Here is a 19,757-nt window from a genome sequence, read left to right on the forward strand (position 1 = left end):
CGTGGCGAAGACCCTCCCGCTCGATGCGTCGGCCCTAGACTGGGCGCGCGCGGTGTTCGCGGACTACTACGGGCGGGCTCGCGTGCCGCCGCCCGACCGGCTCACCCGTCGTGAGTTCGCGGCGTTCCCGTTCGCCGCCGAGACCCTCATGCGCCGTCACGCGACCCTGCGGACGCCCGAAGAGCTGGGCGCGTTCCTCGCCCGCGAGGTCCCGCGGCACGTCTACTACTCCTCGGCGTACTACCGTCGCCCGGCCGAGCCGACGATGGCCGCCAAGGAGTGGCTGGGCGCCGACCTGATCTTCGACCTCGATTCCGACCACCTCAAGGGCGCCGAGCGGCTCGACTACGCCGGGCAGCTCGAGCTGGTCAAGCACCGGCTCGCGGCGCTCTTCGACGACTTCCTCGTTCGCGACTTCGGCGTCGACCCGGGCGCGACGTCGCTCGTGTTCTCGGGCGGCCGCGGTTACCACGTGCACGTGCGGGACGAGCGGTTCCTGCCGCTCTCGAGCCCGGAGCGCCGGGAGCTCGTCGACTATGTCCTGGGCACGGGCGTCGAGCCGATGCGCGCCGTCACGAGCGAGCCCGCGGGCCCCGCCGAGCCCGACGGCGCCGCACCGGAGGGCGGGCCGCCGTCGCGCCGGCGGCGGGCCGCGAGCCGACACCTGGTGCCACCGGACGCCCCCGGCTGGTCCGGCCGGACCACGCGGGCCGTGCTCGAGGTCCTGTCGCGCTGGGACGGGGCGGGCGCGGAGGTCGCCGAGCGCGAGATGATCGAGGATGGCGTCCCTCCGAGGGCGGCGAAGAAGTGGGCGAAGCTCCTGGTGACGGACGGCGGCGGTCGCAAGATCCGCCGGACCCTCTCGCTCGACGTCTTCCCGAAAGAGGTGCCCGAGGAGCTGCTCGGCGCGGTCGTCCGCCGGGCCACGATCGAGGTCCAGGGCGAGACCGACGCACCGGTGACGACGGACATCCACCGCCTGATCCGGCTGCCGGGTTCGCTGCACGGGGGCACGGGCTTCCGCGTCGTGCCGCTCGAGCGGGACGCGCTGGAGGAGTTCGACCCCTTCCGCGACGCGCTCCTCGCCGCCCCCGACGAGGGGCGGACGCCGATCACGTTCACGGAGGCGGTCCGCTACCCGTTCGCGGGCGGGCTGCGCGGCGAACCGGGCTCGACCGACGAGCTGCCTACGCCGGTGGCGCTGTTTCTGGTGCTGCGGCAGGAAGCGACGCTTCGCTCTTGACGGGGACGACGAGCCGCCCGATCCGCTCGATCGCCGCCTCGATCTTGTCGCCCGACTGGAGCTTGCGGCTCGGGCTGCCGAACTCGAAGCCCGGGACGCCGCCGAGGCTCCCGAGCGAGAGAACGTCGCCCGGCTCGAGCGTGATCCCGGTCGAGAGGTGCGCGAGGATCTCCGGCAGACGGAAGAGGTAGTCGTTCGTGTCGCCCTGCTGGCGCACGGTCCCGTTGACCTTCAGCTCCATCCGCAGCGGGTAGACGTCCCCGACCTCCTCCTTCGGCACGACCCACGGCCCGACCGCCATCGTCGAGTCGAAGCCCTTGCCCATCACCCAGTCGACCGGCCCCTCCGCGGGGTACTGAAGGTCCCGGTAGCCCATGTCGACGGCGACCGTGTAACCGGCGACGTGCTCCATCGCCTGGGCCGGCGCGATGTGCTTACCGCGCTTGCCGATCACCGCGCCGAGCTCCACCTCCGCGTCCGGGAACGCGCCGGCGCTATTGAGCACGAGCGACTCGCTCGGCCCCACGAGGCTGTTGAAGAACCGGGTGAAGACGTACGGCTGCTTCGGCGCTTCCTTCTGCTGCTCGGCGAGGTGCGAGCGGGAATTCGACGCGAGGCAGTAGATCTTCGTGCCCCGGACGATCGGCGCGAGCAGCTTGACCCCCTCCTCGGCCTTGAACAGGTAGCGGGCTCCGGTGGCGGCGCGCGGGGTCCAGCCCATCTTGCGACGCCGGTCGATGTATTCCAGGATCTTCTTGGTCACCTCGACGGAGTCGGCGCCGCCCTGGAAGAACTGCTGCATGTCGCGAAAGCGGCTGGGGTCGGCGCCCTTCACGGGATTCACGCCGTAGTAGTCCCGGCAGGCCGTGTCGAGGTCGATGAACTCGTTCGCGTCGGTGATCATGCCGAAGTGGAACTGGTCGGAGAGGGTGAAGTGGACGAGCTTCACGGGCCGGCCTCCCGCCGGGGAGGCACGACGGCGGATAACGAGTGCTCACCGCCGTCCCGCGCCCGGCCTAGTCCGGGTCGGGCGGGCGCGGCCGGTATGTCGCGACGAACCCTTCGCCCAGTCGCTCGACGCCCTCGAGCCGCAGGCGGACGGCGCCGGCCTCGTCGGCGGTCTCGCGCCCGGTCGCGACGGGGGGCGCGGTCCGGCCGCCGATGACGACCGGTGCGTGGTAGACCGTGATCCGATCGAACAGCCCCGCCCGCAGCACGCTCGCGATCACCTCCGCTCCGCCTTCGATCAAGAGCCGGCGCACGCCCCGCTCCGCGAGCCGCGCGAACAGGAGCGGGAGGTCGACCCGCTCGCGGCCGGCGACGATCACCTCGACCGCGGGCGGGAAGGCCCGCGCACTGCGCTCGCTCACCGCGACGATCGTTCGCAGCGACCCGTCGAGGACCTTCGCGCGCTCGGGGGTGCGGCCGAGCGAGTCGACGACCACCCGGGCGGGCGGGGTGCCGGCGGCGCGCTGGAGCAGCTCCCAGTGGACCCGCAGGGATGGGTCGTCGAGCAGCACCGTGCCGACGCCCACCAGGATCGCGTCGGACTGGGCGCGGATCTCCTGCACGCGAGCGAGATCGGCGGCGTCCGACAGGCGTGCACGACGTCCCCCGGCATAGGCGAGCCGCCCGTCCGCCGAGCACGCGAAGTTCACCCAGACGGTCGGGCGCGCGGGGGGGCCGTCGAGCTCCACGATCGGGCTCACGGGCTCGGACGCAGCCGCACGAGCGCGGCCTCGACCTCGGACGTCGCCTCGCCGGCCGAACGCAGGTCCTCGAGGTTGATCGCGACGTTCGCGACCGCGCCCTCGACCGCGGCACGCAGGAGCGCGAGCGCGGTCGTCACGTCGCTCGATAGCGCCCGCTTCGTCCGGGACTGGACCCCTTCGAGGTCGACCCGGAGCTCCTCGGCGAGGCGGGCGGTCTCGAGCGGAACCGCGACCGCCCCACGGAGGGCGTCGCGGTAGGCGGTCTCCGCGCCGGCCGTGCCGCCGGCGTCCTTGCGCGTCCGTCGGGCGGCACGGACGGCCTCGTACGACCGGGCGTCCTCCTCGACGAGCCCGAGCAGGCGGCGGCGGCCCCCGGTGAGCCGCTCGCGCGTCCGGACGAGCTCCTCGGCCGGTGCCTTCGGGTCGATCGAGTAGGCGAGCACCATCTCGCCGAGCGCGGCCCCGAGCGCTCCGGCGGCCGCGCTCGCGCTCCCGCCCCCGGGCGTCGGCGTCCGCGCCGCGAGGCGGTCGGTGAACGCCGCGAGGCTCTCGTCGGTCATCGCCGGGGTGGAGCGGACCTTGCGCTCGAGGACGTTGGCCCGGTCGAAGGCGCGGAGTTGGAGATAGGACTGCGCGGCGTCGAACAGCGCGTCCTCCGGCACGAGCCCGACGATCTCGGACTCCTCGACGCCGACCCCCGAGGACTCCGCGGCCCGGCGGACCGCCTCGAAGGCGACATGCACGGGGGTCACGCGGTAGTCGGTGAGGTTCATCGACACCTGCGCGCGCTGCCGCTCGGGGATCTCGAAGCCGAGCGCCTTGACCTCGGGGAGACCGCCGTCCCGGGCCCGCACGGTGCGCGCGATCCGCTTCGCCACGCCGACGTCGCCGGTCGTCAGGTAGACGTTGTAGGCGATGAGGACCGGGCGGGCGCCGATCGCGACCGCGCCCGCGGTCGGATGCACGCGGGCGGGCCCGAAGTCCGGCGCGCGCGCCGGATCGGTCGCGATCGTCTCGCGGATCCCCTCGAACTGGCCCTCGCGCACCTTCGCGAGGTCGGCCCGCTCGGGCCGGCGCGCGGCCGCCGCGTACAGGTAGACCGGGATCCCGAGCTCGCTCGCGACCCGCTCGCCGAGGCGCTCGGCCAGGCCGACCGCCTCCGCCATCGATGCGCCCCCGAGCGGCACGAACGGGACGACGTCCGTGGCGCCCATGCGCGGATGCTCGCCGCGGTGCTGCGTCAGATCGATCGTCGCGGTCGCCACGCGCATCATGCGGAGCACGGCGTCGACGAGCGCGTCGCCCTCGCCCACGAGCGTGATCACGCTGCGGTGGTGGGCGGGATCGCTCTCCACGTCGAGCACGGCGACCCCGGGCACCTCGCGTGCGGCGTCGGCGATGCGCGCCACCTTCGCCGGGTCGCGACCCTCCGAGAAGTTCGGCACGCACTCGAACCGGCTCATTCCGGCGCGCCCCCGTAGGTCTCGAGCAGCGTCTGGTGCCCGCGCGCCTCCGTGGGGCTCGACGACGGCCGGGGGCGGCGTCGGGCGCGCGCGATGGCGGCGCGCACCCGGGCCTCGGAGAAGGCGTGCTGGCCGACCAGCAGGCGCACCACCGCCTCCTCGTTCACCGGACCGAAGGCCGGCGGGCCGACCGACGTCGCGCTGGGGTGGCGAAAGATCTCCGCGACGTCGTCGGCTTCCTTCGGATCCAGGCCGACCTTCTCCATCGTCGCCGCGAAGCCGAGGTGCTCTTGCACGATCTTGAGCGCCTTCTTGGGACCATAGCCCGGCGCGCCCTCGTTGAAATCGGTGCCGATGATCACGCCGAGACGGATCAGCTCCTCGCCGTCGATGCCGAGCTGCGCCAGCAGCGCGTCACGGTCGATCAGCTGCGCGCCCTGCGTCGCGCCGGTGCGTCCTCGGGCCGCGAGCCCCCGCACCAGGCGCGGGGCCCCGAACAGCAGCGTGTCGTAGTCCTCCGAGGCGCTGGCCCAGACGGCACCGGCCGCCGCCATCGCGGCCGCCTGGGCCTCGCCCTCGCCGGGCGCGGGGACCGTGGGCACCCCGAGGGCGGCCAGCAGCTCGTCGAGCTCATCGACCATCGACCGGGTCAATCGGGAGGTCTGGGCCGCCTTGCGGCGCGCGGTTTCGAGGTCACCGGCCGCGAGGGCCTCCTGGTACTCACCTTCGGCCTTCTCCTTCGCCGCGATGCGCTGGCGGATCGTCCCGGCCTTGCGCTCGGGCGGGCGGCCGTCGAAGACCCAGACCGGCAGCACGCCCTCCTGGAGGAGGGAGGTCGTGCGGTAGAAGACGCCCATGAGATGGCTGGTCACTCGGCCATCGGGGTCGCAGAACAGCTGGCCGTCCCGCTGGCGGATCGTCGCGAGGAACTGGTAGACCGCATTGTAGCCGTCGACCGCGAGCGTTCGCCCGGAGAGCGCCTCCCACGGGAGCTCCTGGGCGGTGACGAGGTCGCGGAGCGGCAGCCCCACGCCGCGCGTCGAGCGGGCTAGAGTACTTGGGGTTTCGCCGGCGGCGGACGCGCGAGAGGAGCCCTAAAGTACCCTCGGACCGAGTCGGGGCCGGTGACGGCCGCGATGGAGTTCGCCTGGCAGGAGGAGGTCCCGGACGCGGAAAACTTCGGCCCCGGCTCCGTCGTGCTCTCCGCCTTTCCGAGCGCGGGACTCGCGACGATCATCGCGGGTCACTACATGGTCCGCGCGCTCAAGCTGCCGCGGATCGGGAGGTTCGAGTCGCCCGACCTCGCGCCCGTCGCGGTCGTGCAGGGCGGCGAGGTGCACCCGACGGTGCGGGCCTACGGCCGCCGTGACCTCGCGCTGGTCCTCTCCGAGTTCCCGCCGAGCCCCGCGCAGGCGAACGCGATCGCCCGCACGATCCTGGCGACCGCCGCGCGACGTCGCGCGCGGGCGATCATCTGCCTCGAGGGGGTCGTTCCGCATCCGGAAGGAGAGACCGAGGCCGCCGATGCGACCGAGGGCGGCGACGAGACCGGCGCCGAGCAGATCTGGGTGACGTACGCCCGGCGGGATCCGGCGTTCGCCGCTCCGTTCGCGGCGGCCAGGGCCCGGATCCTGGAGGAAGGCGTGATCGGCGGGGTCTCGGGGGCGCTCCTCGTCCAGGGGATCGGTGGCGCGGTGCCGGTCGCGGCGCTCCTGGTGAGCGCACGCATCGCCGAGGGCCTCCCGGACCACCGGGCCGGGGCTGCGCTGATCGAGACGCTCGATCGTCTTCTGCCCGAGCTCCAGATCGACACGCTGCCGCTGCGGGCCCAGGCCGAGCAGATCGAGAAAGCGCTGAGGGCCGTGATCAAGTCGCAGCGGGCGGGCCCGCCCGAGCCCGGCGGCACCGGCCCGGAGAGCGGACCGCCGTCGCCCGAGATGTACGGCTAGCGCCGCCGCGGGCTCATGCGAACGACTCGGTGTACGAGAGCAGGTAGAGCGCGCCGGCGATCATCGCCGCGATCGCCGCGAAGATCGCGAGCGGGTTGGACGAGAACCAGACCACGGTCGCAGCGATCGCGACCACCGGCAGCACGAACAGCGCGAGAACCGTGAACCACCGGCCGTCCATGCGACGGGGGGCGAGGCGGCTCCCGTCTTAAACCTGTGTCCCCCGGCGCGGCGCCCAGGGGCCCCTAGAGTGTCGGCGGAGGTCGGACCTCGGCGTCCACCTCGAACGTCAGCTCGGCTTCCGCCCCTGCGCGCGCCGCGGGCAGGATCGGCGGCAGCCCGGCGGGGAGCGGCGGCGCCGGCGGGACGATCCCGAGCGGCGTGGCCGCCGCGTCCGGCAGCTGGCTCATCGCCACGAGCTCGGCCGCGTGGGCCAGCTGGACCGCCTCGATCATCGCCTCGACCGGCGCGACGAAGGCGGTCTCGATGTGCTCGCGGATCAGATCGGCCCAGTGGCGGGGCACGCCGGCGAACGACCGGCCTCCGGCCCCCCGCGCGAGGCTCTCGTTGTCGAGGATCGTGAGACGGGCCTGGCCGCGCTCGTGGCGGTCGACGAACGACGGGACGAGCTGGAGGCGGCCGATCGCCCGGTCCGCGAGCGCCCGTCGCTCGCCCTCGCAGCGGAACGGCTTGATCACGAACGCGCTGACGACCTCGGCCTGCCGGCACGCGACATCGAGGACGTGCGGGAACGCGCCGCTGCCCGCGCCTCCGCCGAGGCTGCCGACGAGGATCACGAACGTGGCTCCTCGGAACACCCGCTCGAGCGCCGGTTCGGCCGCGCGCGCGAGCAGCCCTCCGACGAACGGCGAGCCGCCCGTGTCGGTCTCGATGCCGGTGTCCGGCCCGAGGTAGATTCGCCGATCGAACTCCTCGAACCGCTGGACCTGGGGATCGCAGTTGATCGCGACGGTCTCGACGTGGCGGACATGCTGGCGGGCGATCTGGGCTGCGACGCGGACCGCGCCGCCGCCGACGGCGACCAGGACGAAGCGGACGTCCTGGCCGAGCCTCAGGTGTTCGGCCCACGACTCCGCCGGGCCGTCGTCCGGTCCGGCGGCCGGATCTCGATCGCTCACTCCGTGCTCGGCCTCGTAGCTTCCCACAACCCACCCCGTTGCTGCATGTCGACCGTGCCGCCCGCCTACCGACCGACGACCCCCTTGCGCTCCAGGTCCTTCGCGCTGTCCTGGAGGGCGCCCGCCTGCGCCCGGCTCTCGACGGCCTCTCGCACGGTGGCCCGGGCGCGCGCCGTCAGCTCCTGGACCTTCAGCTCGGCCTCGCCGCGCCGGACGATCTCGGCGAGGAGGTCCCTCACCGGCCGGCCGTTGGCGACGTGCCGCGCGTAGGTCTCGAAGACGGCGTACTCGTCCGGGCGCAGCCGCACGGGGACCTCGATGTAGCCCTCGGCGTCCACGGGGGGCGACGGTGCGGTCGACAGGGCACGGGAGCGCAGGAACGCGTGCAGCGCCGCCCGCACGAGCTCCGACCGGCTCTCGAACTCGCCGTTCGCGACGAACGAGTCGACCAGTCGAAGCTCCTTGCGGTTGCACCGTAGGGCGATGCGCGCGTCCTCCTCTTCCGTCGGGCCGCGGCCGGGACCCCGTGGGGGTACGCGAGCGCGGTCCGGTGCCTTGTCGAACACAGCCAGGCAAAGGCATGCAGATTGCTGCTACTTAAACAAGTCGATTCCCGGCTGACGGCAAAGTCCCGGTGCATCGTCGAGCCCAATTTTCTGACGTGTCGAACAAATACAGAAGGCCGTCGAACGGAGCGTCGAATCCGGATCACCTCTGTATAACCCGCACGAAACTCGACGCGATCGGCGTGCCTTCGGGTCCTACGGGCGGACCTCGTTGGTCGGACCCACGGCCGCGGCTCCGGCCCGGGCCGGCGGCCCCCGGGCCACGGCGAAGTGGGCGTCGACGTACGCCGCGAGTAGGAGGAAGTACGAGATGAAGAGGAAGGAGGCCAGGTAGTCGATGGGCGCCACGAGGTCGGTGAAACCGAGGTTGCGGCTCGCGGCGAGCGCGACGATCGCGGGCAGGTCCCGGGCCACCGACTGCCCGATGTAGGCCGATACGATGAACGCCCAGACGACGGAGGCGGCGAGCGCGATCTGACTCGGCCGGCGGACGAGGTGGAAGACGAGCTGGCCGTAGGTGAGGAAGGTACCGAAGACGAGCGAGCCGACGCTGGCCCCGAACAGGACGAGCGCCCAGGTTGGCTCTCCGATCGAGGGATAGGCGACCAGGACGCCGACCTCGCCGGCCCCGATGAATCCCCCCAGCAGGCTCAGGACGAAGATCAGGTTCGCCCGTCGCACCCGCTGCCGATGCAGTTCGTTCCACTCGTGGCGCCCGATGAGAAGGAACAGGAGTCCCAGGAACGTGATGACGGTCGGGATCACGAACAACAGGCTGGTCCCGGGAAGGAGAGAACCGCGGGTCAGGAGCGAATACGCCTCTCCACCGCCCTCGATGGCGAAGCCGATCGAGAGCACCGTGAGGCTGATCCGGAGGTTCGTGGTCATGCCCGTTGGCCCCTCGGCGAGACGGCGCCGACCTCCGACACCACCGTGGCCTCGCGCGCCGGAAGGACAGTCCGCCGGCTCCCCGATAAACGCTTGTGCCGACGAGCCCATCCGCTCCGGTCCGGTCGGGACGCGTTCCCGGGTGACGTCAGGGCACGAGGACGGCCGAGCCTCGTATCCGGCCTTCGCGCAAGGCAGCGAGCGCTTCGTTCGCCCGAGCGAGAGGGAAGGCGGTGGTTGTGGTGCGGACGGGGATTTCGGCGGCCAGGCGGAGGAACTCGCGGCCGTCGTCGCGGGTGAGGTTCGCCACCGAGCGCACGACGCGTTCCCCCCACAGGAGGGAGTACGGGAAGCTCGGAATGTCGCTCATGTGGATGCCTGCGCACACGACGCTACCGCCCTTGCGGGTCGCTGCCAGGGCGAGGGGGACGAGCGATCCCACCGGAGCGAACACGATCGCCGCATCGAGAGGCCGGGGAGGCCGCTCATCCGACCCTCCGGCCCACGTGGCCCCCAGCTCTCGGGCGAACTCCTGGCCCGCGAGGTCGCCCGGCCGCGTGAACGCGTACACCTGCTGGCCCCGGTGGATCGCCACCTGGGCCACGAGGTGCGCGGAGCCTCCGAAGCCGTACATTCCGAGGGCGGGTCCCTCGCCGGCGAGACGGAGGGCCCGGTACCCGACGAGGCCCGAACAGAGCAGTGGCGCCACCTCGACCGGCGAGCCGGCCGTCGGCATCCGCAAGACGTAGCGGGCGTCCGCCCGAGCGAAGTCGGCGTAGCCCCCGTCCACGGTGTAGCCGGTGAAGCGAGCTCGATCACACAGGTTCTCGCGCCCGGAGCGGCAGTACTCGCATTCCCCGCAGGTCCACGCGAGCCAGGGTACTCCGATGCGATCCCCCGACCGGTAGTCGGTCACCTGGACCCCCACCTCGCGCACGACCCCGACGATCTCGTGACCCGGGACGAGAGGCAGCCGAGGGTCGGGGAGTTCGCCATCCACGACGTGGAGATCGGTGCGGCAGACGCCACACGCCTCCACTCGGAGGGTCACCTCGTGGGGCCCGGGATCCGACCGAGGACGATCGGTGACCTCGATCAGCCCGTCCTTCGGCCGTACCAGCTCCATCGCGCGCACGTGCACTACCTGACGGTCCGGGAACCGGCCGTTGCGGCCGCCGGTCGACCCCCCGAGCGCTGGCCCCCCTATGACGTTCTTCCGCGGGAGGCGGTGCCCCGTCGGTGCCGCGGAGCGCAGATAGCGGGCGAGCGCTACGAGAAAGGCGGATGGGGCCGGTCGCGGACCGCCGGGATCGCTCGCGTGTCGTACCTCGACAGGGTGCGCGTTTATACGTATTAGTGAGTATTACGTCTCCTGTCGATGTCGAATGCGGCGGGCATCGATTCCGTAGACCTTAACGTTCATATACTAGGTCCCGGCCATAGCGTCCTCCGCGGGTCGAAGACCCAACGGAGGAAACGCCGAATGAACGTGTTTGGACACAGTGAGCGAAGCTGGAGAAAGGCGCGCAAGCGCGGAGTCTCGCCGATCATCGCGACGATCTTACTCGTCGCGATCACGGTCGTGCTGGCCGCCGTGCTGTACGTGCTGATCTCGGGACTGACCAAGGGCCCGGGGACGTCCCCGCTCGGGACGGACTTCGGCTGGGGCCAGCCCAACAACGCGACGGGCACCACGCCGGTCGGATGCGCGGCCACCACGTTGTACTGCTACAGCGTTGAAATCGTAGGGATTGGCGGCGGAATCACCATGTCGTCGCTCACGCTCTCGCTCCGAAACGCTCTCGGTTCCACCGTGGCGTGGCCAGGTGCGACCGCGCCGACGATCAGCCTGATCAGCCCGACTACGGCCGCGGCGGTCGCGACCTACGCGACCGGCACGAGCTCGTGGACGCCGGTAGGCTCGTTCAACGGCCTGCTCGCGAGCGGCATGACGGTGGTCGTCTACCTCTCGACGGGTCCCGCGACGGGAACGCACATCGGTCTGCTCGGCGACTCGATCGTCGCGATCGGTGGCAGCGGCTGGTCGGGAACGGTCATCTCGTCTGCGTTCAGCTAGACGCGACCGTTCGGACCCTCTCGCTCGACTGCGAGAGGGGCGTTCAACCCCTTCCCCTTTCCCTTTTTTCGTCCTTCGCGCTCGGAGTAAGCCACCCTCGGCCGGAGGAGGTCAGATCCTGGGGTCGGACCGACACTTGCGGTGGGCCCCGCGCGACCTGGCCCACGGACGTGAAGCTCGGTAGGTCGATTCGCCGGTCGGAGCGTTGCCAGAACGTCTAAATACGCCCGCCTTCCCTAATTGCCCTCACCAGAGGCTTCTAGATGCTCCCCGGAGAACCGACGGCGTCCGAGGGCGCTCCCCCCAGCCGAGCCGGGCGTCTGCAGCAGCGCGCGCGACGCCGGCGATCGCGTCGCGCGGTCGCCGAAGTCGTCGCGACGATCATCCTGCTGGCGCTGACGGTGGTCCTGTTCGCCGCCATCTTCGCCTTCGTCACGAGCTTCCCCCCGCCGCCCCCCCAGAATTCAAACCAGTTCCAGGCGAAGCTCACCCTGGGGACGAACGCCTCCAGCGGATGCTCGAAGACCTCGACCACGTGCAACCCGGTGATCACCGCGGTGAGCATCCTTCACCTGGCCGGGCCGGTCGTCGTCCCCTCGGCCTTGGTCTATCTCAAGTCGTCCACGATTCCGATGAGCCCCCAGTTCAATTCGCCCTACACGCTCGCTCAGGGCGGCATCCCCTCGGGAACGGTGTGGAACCTCGGGCAGAGCTGGGTCTATGCCTTCCCGACGGGCCTGCAGCCCGTCACCACGGCGATCCAGCCGAACAACATCTCGGTCTACATCATCAGCTCCAACTCCCTCCTCTTCAGCGTGACGCTGCCGGGTCAGTCGTTCTCGTTCCCACCCAGCTTCCTCGCCACGGCGGTGAGCCCGTCGACGCCCACCGTCGGGCAGGCGTTCAACGTCACCGCGACCGTCTCGGGAGCGACGTCGGGCTCGGTCTATGTCAACCTTCAGGGGATACCGGGCTTCACGTCGACCCCCGTGAAGAAGATGACCTACGCCGCGGCCACCGGTCAGTACTACCTGCTCGTGACCTCGTCGATCGGGGTGAGCACGTCGAACGGCACGTACTACCTCTTCTTCAATGCCTCCGGGACGGGGGGGACGAGCGGCTCGACCGCGCTCGCGATCACGATCAATCCCTCGACGACGACCGGCAGCACGACGGCCGCCCTCGCGGTATCGCCCACCCAGGGAGTTCCGGGCGGGACCGTGACCGTCTCGGGCTCGAACTTCGCCGATTCCGCTGCCGTTTCCATGACGTTCGGAGGGACGGCGCTCACGTTGAGCGCGTGCACTTTGGGGACGCTTGCGGGCGGTAAGGTGACCACGACGACGTCCGGCACGTTCAGCTGCAGCTTCACCATCCCGAGCCCCTCGGGTGGCGCGGGAACCTACCCGGTGGTCGCCAGCATCACGTCGCCATCTCAGTCGGCGACCGCCCTGTTCGCGGTCACTACCCCCGCCATCGTGGCCTCGCCGACGTCCCTAGCGCCGAGCGCCTCGCTCGCCGTCACCGGGACCGGATTCTCGGTCAGCAGCACCGTCCTGATCTACTTCAAGGACGGGGCCACCAACACGACGGTGGGAACGTCAACGAACCCCTGCACCTCCGGCTCGCTGATCACGACCGGGACGGGGACCTTCGCATGCACCTTCACGGTACCCTCGGGTGCCGGCAAGGCGACCGCCACGCTCTCGGTCGAGGACGTCGCGACCGGGAAGTGGGTCACCGAGTCGATCACCGTGACCTAGGCCGGGGACCCCGTCCGGCCCCAATGGTCCGCGCGCAGGGCCCGCCCCGGCTCGTTCTCGCAGCGCCCACCGGTCGGTCGACCGGACGCCGCGTCGTGGCACCGGACCCGCCTCGCGCTGCCGGCCGGGCCAGGATCGATCCCTGACCCGGTGCACCGCGGGAGGATCCGGGTGCCGGCCGCATCGGCGCGACCGTCGATTCCGCTAGCCCTTCGGGGCGGAGGGCAGCGGAGCGTCCTTCGGGGTCGCGGTGAGCGGCGAGCCGCACTTCCAGCAGGTCTTCTCGTTGGCGTAGACGACGGCGCCGCAATTGGGACACGCACCCTCGGCGGCCGCCGCAGCCGCCGCGCCGGCCGCGGCGGCGCTCCCGGGGGGAAGGCCGGTCGTACCGGGCGAGGTCGAAGCCGGCGGGCCCGACGGTCCGGAAGCCGCCGCATCGGAGGGCGGTGGCCCGGACGCGCGCCGCGCCGCCTCCTGCCGGCGGCGCTCGCGGGTCTTGAAGATCATGTAGATCAAGAGGACGAAGTAGAACGGCGCGCCGAGGTAGAGGAACACGTCCACGTAGATCGCGAGGATCAGCGCGCCGAAGACAGTCCAGAACGAGCCCACGACGGGCCCCTCGAGGCCGTTGTACGTCGCGTCGCCGACGAGCGGGATGAAGCTCGTGTCGCCGCTCGTATTGTTGCGGAAGGCGAGCGACATCTGCCACTCCCAGATCCCGGCGGAGCCGATCACGAAATGGAACGTCGCGTTGGTCTCCCCCGTGATCCCCTTCACCGACGAATCGTTGAACGCCCAGAACGGATAGGGGCTCGAACAGGCCGGGGAGGTGTTTCCCGTCGCTCCGGGACAGCTCGAGACGAACAGATCGAGCCAGAGGACGGTCGCGTTGGATGCGGGCAGGTACTTCGGGTAGATCGTGACCGTCCAGGTGAAGTTCGTCGCCGTGCCGCCCACGTACGGCGAAACGATCGCGTTCTGGAGCACGGCGCCGCCGTTGCCGTCCGGCAGCGCGGTGCCGGAAGTGGCCGGGGGCAACGGCTGGAGGATCTCCTGGGCGATCGCGGCGTTCGCGACCGGGGCCACGATCAACAGGACCACGAGGCCCGAGAGCGCGAGGTACCGGGGCGCCTTGAGGCCCGACCAGATCGGGACGGCGAGCCCGAAGAGGAGGAACGCCGGGATGCCGACGAGGGCCTCCACGTAGACGAACGAACCGAAGACCACCAGGATCGTGATCGCGATCCACAGCGCCTTGCCGGCCGGGGTCTGGAGGAAACGCCTAAAGCCGCGCCTCGACTGCTGCTGCTGCACGGAACGGGGGGCAAGGCCGAGGTCCCTTTATTAAACTCATGCCAGCCTCGCCGCCGCCGCCGCTCCACGGGGCCTCGGGGGTCGCGCTCATCGTGCTGGACGGGCTCGCGGACCGGCCGCACCCGGACACCGCGGGCCGCACGCCGCTCGAAGCGGCGGCGACGCCCGCGCTGGACGGGCTCGCCGGGCGCGGGCGGCTCGGCGACGTCGTCGTGGTCGGACCCGGGATCGCACCGGAGTCCGATGCGGGCGTCTTCGCGCTCCTGGGCTACGACCCGGTCCACGACTCCCCGGGTCGCGGCGTGCTCGAAGCGCTCGGCGTCGGCCTCCCGCTCGCGCCGGGCGACGTGGCGCTCCGGCTCAACTTCGCGACCGGCGATGGTGCGGGAGGGATCACGGACTCCCGCGTCGGGCGCTCCCTCTCCACGAACGAGGCGCGGGACTTGGCCGACAGCCTGACGCGCGCCGACCTGCTGGCGGCGGACGGGATCCGCGCGGAGGTCCGGGCGACGGTGGGCCACCGCGGCGTGCTCTGGCTGCACCCGACGAGCGGCGGCGGGCTCTCCCCCAACGTTTCCAACGCCGACCCGTTCTACGAGAAGGTCGGCGGGATGGGCCAGGCGCGGCGGCCGGAGACGCCCCAGGTCCGCGAGGTCACGCCGCTCGACGCGAGTCCGGAGGCGGCCCGCACGGCGCGGGCGCTCAACGCGTTCCTGCCCGCGGCCGCCGCTCGGCTCGCCGGCCACCGGGTCAACGCCCGGCGCGCGCTCGGGGGAAAGCCGGTCGCGAACGCGCTGCTCGTGCGCAACGCCGGAGCGCTGCCGGCCGCTCCGACCGCGACGTTCGGGGCCGCACGGGGCGTGCCCGGCGCGGCCCTGACGGAGATGCCGGTCGAGCGAGGGATCGCCAAGGTCCTGGGGCTCGAGGACCGCTACGTCGGGCCGATGGGCGCCGACCGAGACGCCGGCTACCGGGACCGGGCCCGGATCGCGCGCGAGCTCCTCGGCTCCCACCCGTTCGTCTACGTGCATCTCAAGGGACCGGACGAGCCGGGGCACGACGGGGACGCCGCTGCGAAGCGCGCGATCGTGGAGGCGATCGACCGCTCCTTCTTCGGGCCGTTCCTCGAGGGTCTCGACCTCGATCGCTACCGGATCGCGGTGACGGCCGACCACGCCACCCCCTCCGCCCTCCGGGGGCACTCCGACGATCCCGTCCCACTCCTGCTCGCGGGCGCGGGCGTGACGCCCGAGCGCGTCGGCACACCGGTGAAGTTCGGCGAGTCGGCCGCCGCGAACGGCACGCTCGGCCATCGGCGGGGCGGAGAGGTCCTAGCGCTCCTCTTCGGCCCGGACGGCTCGAGCGCTCCATGAGGGGCCCGGCGCTGCGCGTGCCGCGGGCTCGGGGCGAGGAGTCGCGCCGAGCCCTCATGGAATCGGGCGGCCTTCGCCGGGACCTCGCCATCCGGTCCGACGGGGAGTCCCTGCTGCTCCCGATCGTGGACGCGGCAAGCGTCCCCAACGGCCTCGGGGAGATCGTCGAGGCCGACTTCGAGCCGATCACCGCCGACGGCCCATCGGACTACCGTGAACTGCTGACGGCGTGGCCGCCCGACGAGGCCGCGCGGCTCCCCCGCTCGTTCGACGTGGTCGGCGACGTGGTCCTGGTTCGGCTCCCCCCCGAGCTGCGCCCGCGTGCGCGCGAGATCGGGGAGGCCCTGCGCCGGTTCGTGCCGGGGGCGCGGATCGTCGGGGCGGATCATGGCGTGAAGGGCACGGCCCGCCGCCGCGAGCTCGAGGCGCTCGCCGGAAGCGGCGGCTGGCGGACCCGCCACCGGGAGAACGGCATCGAGATCGAGGTCGACCTCGAGCGAGCGTACTTCTCTCCCCGCCTGGCCCGGGAGCACGCCCGCGTGGCGGCCGAGGTCGCGCGGGACGACCGGGTCTACGATCTGTGCTGCGGCGTGGGGCCGTTCGCGCTGACGATCGCGCGCGACGGGCGTGCCGAGCGGATCGTCGCCGTGGACTCGAACCCGGAAGCGATCGCGCTGCTGCGGGCGTCGCTGGCGCGCGAGCCGTTCGGAAGCCGGATCGACCCGGTCGACGCCGACGTCGGGGCATTCGTGGCGCGCGCCCCGCCGGCGGACCGGGTCATCCTGAACCTTCCCCACGAAGGGATTAAGTACCTACCCTCGGTGGCACGGACGGTCGCGCGCCGAGGGCGACTGTACTACTACGAGGTGACCCTGCGCACGGACGGGCAGCGCAGGGCGGAGGCGGTCGTGGCGACCCTCGATCGGCCACGGGAGTGGGTGCTCGCCGACCAGCACGTGGTGCATCCGTACTCCCCGGCGGCCGATCTGCTCGCGTTCGTGTGGGAACGCGCCTCCGGGGGGTGAACCGCGAGCATGCCGCTGATCGTGGACCTCGAGGAAGTCTCGGAGACGGACCTCGCGTTGGTGGGCGGAAAGGCCGGCAAGCTCGGCGAGCTGATCCGAGAGGGCCTACCGGTGCCGCCGGGGTTCGTGGTAACGACGGAGGCCTACCAGGCGTTCGTCGACGCGACCGCGCTGCGATCGGAGATCCCAGCCGCGCTCGCCTCGATCCAGCCCAACGAGCCGGCGAGCGTGGAAGCCGCCTCCCGGCGACTGCGGGGGATCTTCGAGTCGACCGACTTCCCGCCGGAGCTGCGCGCCCCCGTGGCCGAGGCGTACGAACGATTCGTCACGGCGCATCACGTGCGCTTCTCGGCGGTGCGCTCGAGCGCGACCGCCGAGGACCTGGAGGGGGCCTCGTTCGCCGGCCTCCAGGACACCTACCTCAACGTCGCCGGCGTCGAGGAGATCCTGAGCGCGATCCGCAAGTGCTGGGGCTCGCTCTTCACGCCGCGCGTCCTCGTCTACCGCCAGCGCAAGGGCTTCGAGCACGCGAGCGTGCGGCTCGCGGTCCTCGTCCAGCAGATGGTCGATGCGACCGTCAGCGGCATCCTCTTCACCCGCGATCCGAACACGGGCGAGAACCACATGATCGTCGAGGCCGGCCTGGGCCTCGGCGAGGCGATCGTGGGCGGCGAGGTCACACCGGACCATTACGTCGTCGACGGCGCGACGCAGAAGGTCGTCCACAAGCAGATATCCGAGCAGAAGGTTCGGCTCGTCCGGGCCGAGGGTGGAGGGAACCGGCGCGAGGAGATCCCGGCCGATGAGCGCCAGCGGCAGAAGCTCCCCGACCATCGCCTCGCCCGGCTCGTCTCCCTCGCCCGTCTCATCGAATCGCACTACCGTCGGCCGATGGACGTCGAGTGGGCCGGGGACGCGAACCAGCTCTACATCGTCCAGGCGAGGCCGGTGACGACGATCCCGACGTCGACCGCACCCGGGGCGGCTCGCGCCGGCGAGGCCGCGCCCCCGTCCGAGGGGGACGAGCGCCCCCTCCTGCGCGGGTTCGGCGCGAGCCCGGGCGTCGCGGTCGGCGCGGCCCGCATCCTGCACGGGGCCGCGGACATGGACAAGCTGCGCAGCGGCGAGGTGCTCGTCACGTCGATGACGACGCCGGACATGGTGCCGGCGATGAGCCAGGCCGCCGCGATCGTCACCGACGAGGGCGGCATGACCTGCCACGCCGCGATCGTCTCGCGCGAGCTCGGCGTCCCCTGCGTCGTCGGGACGCGGGAGGCGACCAAGCTCCTCCTGGAGGGCGAGGAGGTCACGGTCGACGGCAAGGCGGGCACGGTCTACCGCGGAGCCGTGCACCGGGCGCGAGCGGCGCCGACGGCGAGCGCGTCCGCGGGGGCGGCCGCTGCCACGGCCGTCGGCCACGGCGCCGTGCCCGTCACCGCCACGAAGATCCTCGTCAACGTCGGCGTGCCCGAGAAGGCCGAGGAGTACGCGCGCCTGCCCGTCTCGGGCGTGGGCCTCCTTCGCATCGAGTTCATCTTCACCGCCCACGTCCGCGAGCACCCTCTCGCGCTGCTGAAGAAGGGGCGCAAGGACGAGCTCGTGCGACGGCTCGCGGACGGGATCGGCAAGGTCTGCCAGGCGTTCCACCCGCGGCCGGTGATCATCCGGACCTCGGACTTCAAGACGAACGAGTACCGCGGGATGCCCGGCGGCGAGGAGTTCGAGCCGTCCGAGGAGAACCCGATGATCGGCTGGCGCGGCTGCTCCCGCTACATCTCGCCGGTCTACAAGCCGGCGTTCCTGTGCGAGCTCGAGGCGATCCACCGCGTGCGGACCGAGATGGGCCTCAAGAACGCGATGGTGATGCTGCCGTTCGTCCGGAACACCTGGGAGCTCGAGGAGATCAGCGAGATGATGCGCGCGCAGGGCCTGCGCCGCTCGCGGGACTTCCAGCTCTACCTGATGGCCGAGGTCCCGTCCACCGTTCTCCTCGCGCGCGAGTTCTCCAAGCACTGCGACGGGTTCTCCATCGGCTCGAACGACCTCACCCAGCTCGTGCTCGGCGCCGACCGCGATTCCGAGATCCTGGGGCGGATGGGCTACTTCGACGAGCGCGACCCCGCGGTGCAGCACGCAATCCAGCTGCTGATCGAGGGGGCGCACGCGGAGGGTCGGACGGTCGGCATCTGCGGGCAGGGGCCGAGCGTCTATCCGGAGTTCGCCGAGTTCCTCGTGCGCCAGGGGATCGACTCGATCTCGCTGAACGCCGACACCGTGGTCACGACGATCCGGACGATCGCCTCGCTCGAGGAGCGGATGAAGCTCGCGAGCCTCCGGCGCGGCGGCTAGTCCGCGGCGGCCGCCAGCGCGGGGGGCCCGGGGGCCCCGGCGACGGGATCTCGAGCCGCGCCTCCGCGCCCAGCTCGTAGACGCGGAAGGAGAGCGCGCTGCGGAAGCCGAGGCGCTCGAGGCCCAGCCGCTGCCGGGCCGAGTCGGCGGTGATCGACGCCCGTCCTCCGGGTTCCGCGACCGCCCGACTGCGGGCCACGCGCACGAGCGCGGACGCGGCGCCCCGCCCCCGTGCGTCCGGCTGCGTCGCGACCGCCTGGAGGCTCGCGGTCGCCCGGTACCGGTAGAAGAGCGCGGCGGCGACCGGGGCGCCCGCCTCGAGCGCGAGCAGCGGCCGCAGCTCCTCGTCGGGGTTCGGGTGGTGCCAGGCGACGTCGAGCGCGCTGCGGAACTCGGGGCGCTCGCGCGCTTCGGTCCAGAAGGCCGATATCCGGTCGAGCTCCGAGGGCTCGGCCTCCCGGATCTCCCGAGCGCCACGGGAGAGGACCGCGGGGCCCTCGCCGTCGTCGACGAGGACCTCGAGCGGTTCCTCGCGGGACCGGAACCCGAAGCGGCGGAGCCCGGCGTCGAGGTGCGCCGGCACCGGTCGCGGGAGACGGAACGTCGGCCGCAGCGCTCGCTGGAAGTAGTGGTCGAGGGCCCGTTCGAAGAACGCGGTCTGGCGCTCCGGCGAGATCGCCTCGACCTGGACGTAGTTGAACCGCGGGACCGGCAGCTTCTCGTGCGTCACCAGGACGGCGCCCGGGATCTGGAGCGCGAAGCCGCCGAGGGCGAGAACGAACTGGCGCTCGGACTCGAGCGCCGCCGCGCCCGCCCGCGCTCGCTCCTCGGCCACGGCGCCGGGGAGCCGCCGCGGCTTATGGGCGCTCCGGCGGCCCGGGGGCCTTCCATACGAT

Annotated in this window: 18 protein-coding genes; 7 read left to right on the top strand and 11 right to left on the bottom strand. The window is 72.0% G+C overall.

The features are described from left to right. Position 1 precedes the first annotated feature (1 nt). Entirely contained in the window at positions 2-1,243 is a 1,242-nt protein-coding gene (locus VEL82_00620) for a DNA primase small subunit PriS (GenBank protein HXW66379.1), read from the top strand. Here VEL82_00620 and VEL82_00625 read toward each other — a convergent pair. The 4 genes from VEL82_00625 to VEL82_00640 form a co-directional block, all read right to left on the bottom strand. Then, on the bottom strand, positions 1,188-2,192 hold the full coding sequence (locus VEL82_00625) for a fumarylacetoacetate hydrolase family protein (GenBank protein HXW66380.1): 1,005 nt from the start codon (positions 2,190-2,192) through the stop codon (positions 1,188-1,190). The genes VEL82_00620 and VEL82_00625 overlap by 56 nt on opposite strands. A gap of 67 nt (positions 2,193-2,259) precedes the next feature. Then, complete coding sequence (locus VEL82_00630; protein HXW66381.1) at positions 2,260-2,952, bottom strand: dihydrofolate reductase family protein; 693 nt, start codon at positions 2,950-2,952, stop codon at positions 2,260-2,262. Next, the gene (ftcD, locus tag VEL82_00635; protein ID HXW66382.1) at positions 2,949-4,418 is read right to left on the bottom strand and encodes a glutamate formimidoyltransferase; all 1,470 of its coding nucleotides are present in this window, start codon (positions 4,416-4,418) and stop codon (positions 2,949-2,951) included. Before ftcD ends, VEL82_00630 begins: the two co-directional genes overlap by 4 nt. Beyond that, positions 4,415-5,449, bottom strand: a complete 1,035-nt coding sequence (locus tag VEL82_00640) for a flap structure-specific endonuclease (protein HXW66383.1) — start codon at positions 5,447-5,449, stop codon at positions 4,415-4,417. Before VEL82_00640 ends, ftcD begins: the two co-directional genes overlap by 4 nt. 93 nt (positions 5,450-5,542) lie before the next feature. Between VEL82_00640 and VEL82_00645 the strand changes: the two genes are divergently transcribed. Continuing rightward, positions 5,543-6,367: a PAC2 family protein gene (locus VEL82_00645; GenBank protein ID HXW66384.1), complete on the top strand. Its 825-nt coding sequence runs from the start codon at positions 5,543-5,545 to the stop codon at positions 6,365-6,367. A 13-nt stretch (positions 6,368-6,380) separates the two neighbouring features. Here VEL82_00645 and VEL82_00650 read toward each other — a convergent pair whose 3' ends face one another. The 5 genes from VEL82_00650 to VEL82_00670 all read right to left on the bottom strand — a co-directional run bounded on the left by VEL82_00650 (position 6,381) and on the right by VEL82_00670 (position 10,086). Further along, entirely contained in the window at positions 6,381-6,548 is a 168-nt protein-coding gene (locus VEL82_00650; protein ID HXW66385.1) for a hypothetical protein, read from the bottom strand. Positions 6,549-6,612: 64 nt separating this feature from the next. Beyond that, positions 6,613-7,533, bottom strand: a complete 921-nt coding sequence (locus tag VEL82_00655; GenBank protein ID HXW66386.1) for a hypothetical protein — start codon at positions 7,531-7,533, stop codon at positions 6,613-6,615. Between the two features lie 38 nt (positions 7,534-7,571). Continuing rightward, positions 7,572-8,072, bottom strand: a complete 501-nt coding sequence (locus tag VEL82_00660) for a ribbon-helix-helix domain-containing protein (GenBank protein HXW66387.1) — start codon at positions 8,070-8,072, stop codon at positions 7,572-7,574. A gap of 195 nt (positions 8,073-8,267) precedes the next feature. After that, entirely contained in the window at positions 8,268-8,960 is a 693-nt protein-coding gene (locus tag VEL82_00665; protein ID HXW66388.1) for a hypothetical protein, read from the bottom strand. Positions 8,961-9,108: 148 nt separating this feature from the next. Next, the gene (locus tag VEL82_00670) at positions 9,109-10,086 is read right to left on the bottom strand and encodes a zinc-dependent alcohol dehydrogenase family protein (protein ID HXW66389.1); all 978 of its coding nucleotides are present in this window, start codon (positions 10,084-10,086) and stop codon (positions 9,109-9,111) included. Between the two features lie 357 nt (positions 10,087-10,443). Between VEL82_00670 and VEL82_00675 the strand changes: the two genes are divergently transcribed. After that, complete coding sequence (locus VEL82_00675) at positions 10,444-11,037, top strand: archaellin/type IV pilin N-terminal domain-containing protein (protein HXW66390.1); 594 nt, start codon at positions 10,444-10,446, stop codon at positions 11,035-11,037. Between the two features lie 263 nt (positions 11,038-11,300). Continuing rightward, positions 11,301-12,800: a type IV pilin gene (locus VEL82_00680; GenBank protein HXW66391.1), complete on the top strand. Its 1,500-nt coding sequence runs from the start codon at positions 11,301-11,303 to the stop codon at positions 12,798-12,800. Positions 12,801-13,004: 204 nt separating this feature from the next. Here the strand turns inward: VEL82_00680 and VEL82_00685 are convergent, their stop codons facing one another. Then, complete coding sequence (locus VEL82_00685) at positions 13,005-14,114, bottom strand: hypothetical protein (protein ID HXW66392.1); 1,110 nt, start codon at positions 14,112-14,114, stop codon at positions 13,005-13,007. Positions 14,115-14,152: 38 nt separating this feature from the next. Between VEL82_00685 and VEL82_00690 the strand changes: the two genes are divergently transcribed. From VEL82_00690 to ppsA, 3 genes are read left to right on the top strand one after another with little or no spacing between them, the layout of a single operon-like run. Further along, positions 14,153-15,487 carry an alkaline phosphatase family protein gene (locus tag VEL82_00690; protein HXW66393.1) on the top strand — a complete coding sequence of 445 codons (1,335 nt, stop codon included), beginning with the start codon at positions 14,153-14,155 and terminating at the stop codon, positions 15,485-15,487. Continuing rightward, complete coding sequence (locus VEL82_00695; protein HXW66394.1) at positions 15,484-16,512, top strand: methyltransferase domain-containing protein; 1,029 nt, start codon at positions 15,484-15,486, stop codon at positions 16,510-16,512. Before VEL82_00690 ends, VEL82_00695 begins: the two co-directional genes overlap by 4 nt. Positions 16,513-16,521: 9 nt before the next feature. Further along, positions 16,522-18,861, top strand: a complete 2,340-nt coding sequence (gene ppsA, locus VEL82_00700; protein HXW66395.1) for a phosphoenolpyruvate synthase — start codon at positions 16,522-16,524, stop codon at positions 18,859-18,861. Here the strand turns inward: ppsA and VEL82_00705 are convergent. Beyond that, positions 18,791-19,696, bottom strand: coding sequence for a GNAT family N-acetyltransferase (locus tag VEL82_00705; protein ID HXW66396.1), 906 nt, complete (start codon positions 19,694-19,696; stop codon positions 18,791-18,793). The genes ppsA and VEL82_00705 overlap by 71 nt on opposite strands. Between the last annotated feature and the right edge of the window lie 61 nt (positions 19,697-19,757).

The sequence above is a fragment of the Thermoplasmata archaeon genome, assembly GCA_035622275.1.
In the GTDB taxonomy this organism is placed as follows: Archaea; Thermoplasmatota; Thermoplasmata; order Lutacidiplasmatales; family UBA184; genus Lutacidiplasma.

Excerpts from the sequence above, each read along its gene's own strand:
- ftcD (HXW66382.1), bottom strand. The coding sequence starts at position 4,418 with ATGAGCCGGTTCGAGTGCGTGCCGAACTTCTCGGAGGGTCGCGACCCG.
- VEL82_00650 (HXW66385.1), bottom strand. The coding sequence starts at position 6,548 with ATGGACGGCCGGTGGTTCACGGTTCTCGCGCTGTTCGTGCTGCCGGTG.
- VEL82_00665 (HXW66388.1), bottom strand. The coding sequence starts at position 8,960 with ATGACCACGAACCTCCGGATCAGCCTCACGGTGCTCTCGATCGGCTTC.
- VEL82_00670 (HXW66389.1), bottom strand. The coding sequence starts at position 10,086 with ATGGAGCTGGTACGGCCGAAGGACGGGCTGATCGAGGTCACCGATCGT.
- VEL82_00675 (HXW66390.1), top strand. The coding sequence starts at position 10,444 with ATGAACGTGTTTGGACACAGTGAGCGAAGCTGGAGAAAGGCGCGCAAG.
- VEL82_00680 (HXW66391.1), top strand. The coding sequence starts at position 11,301 with ATGCTCCCCGGAGAACCGACGGCGTCCGAGGGCGCTCCCCCCAGCCGA.
- VEL82_00690 (HXW66393.1), top strand. The coding sequence starts at position 14,153 with ATGCCAGCCTCGCCGCCGCCGCCGCTCCACGGGGCCTCGGGGGTCGCG.
- VEL82_00695 (HXW66394.1), top strand. The coding sequence starts at position 15,484 with ATGAGGGGCCCGGCGCTGCGCGTGCCGCGGGCTCGGGGCGAGGAGTCG.
- ppsA (HXW66395.1), top strand. The coding sequence starts at position 16,522 with ATGCCGCTGATCGTGGACCTCGAGGAAGTCTCGGAGACGGACCTCGCG.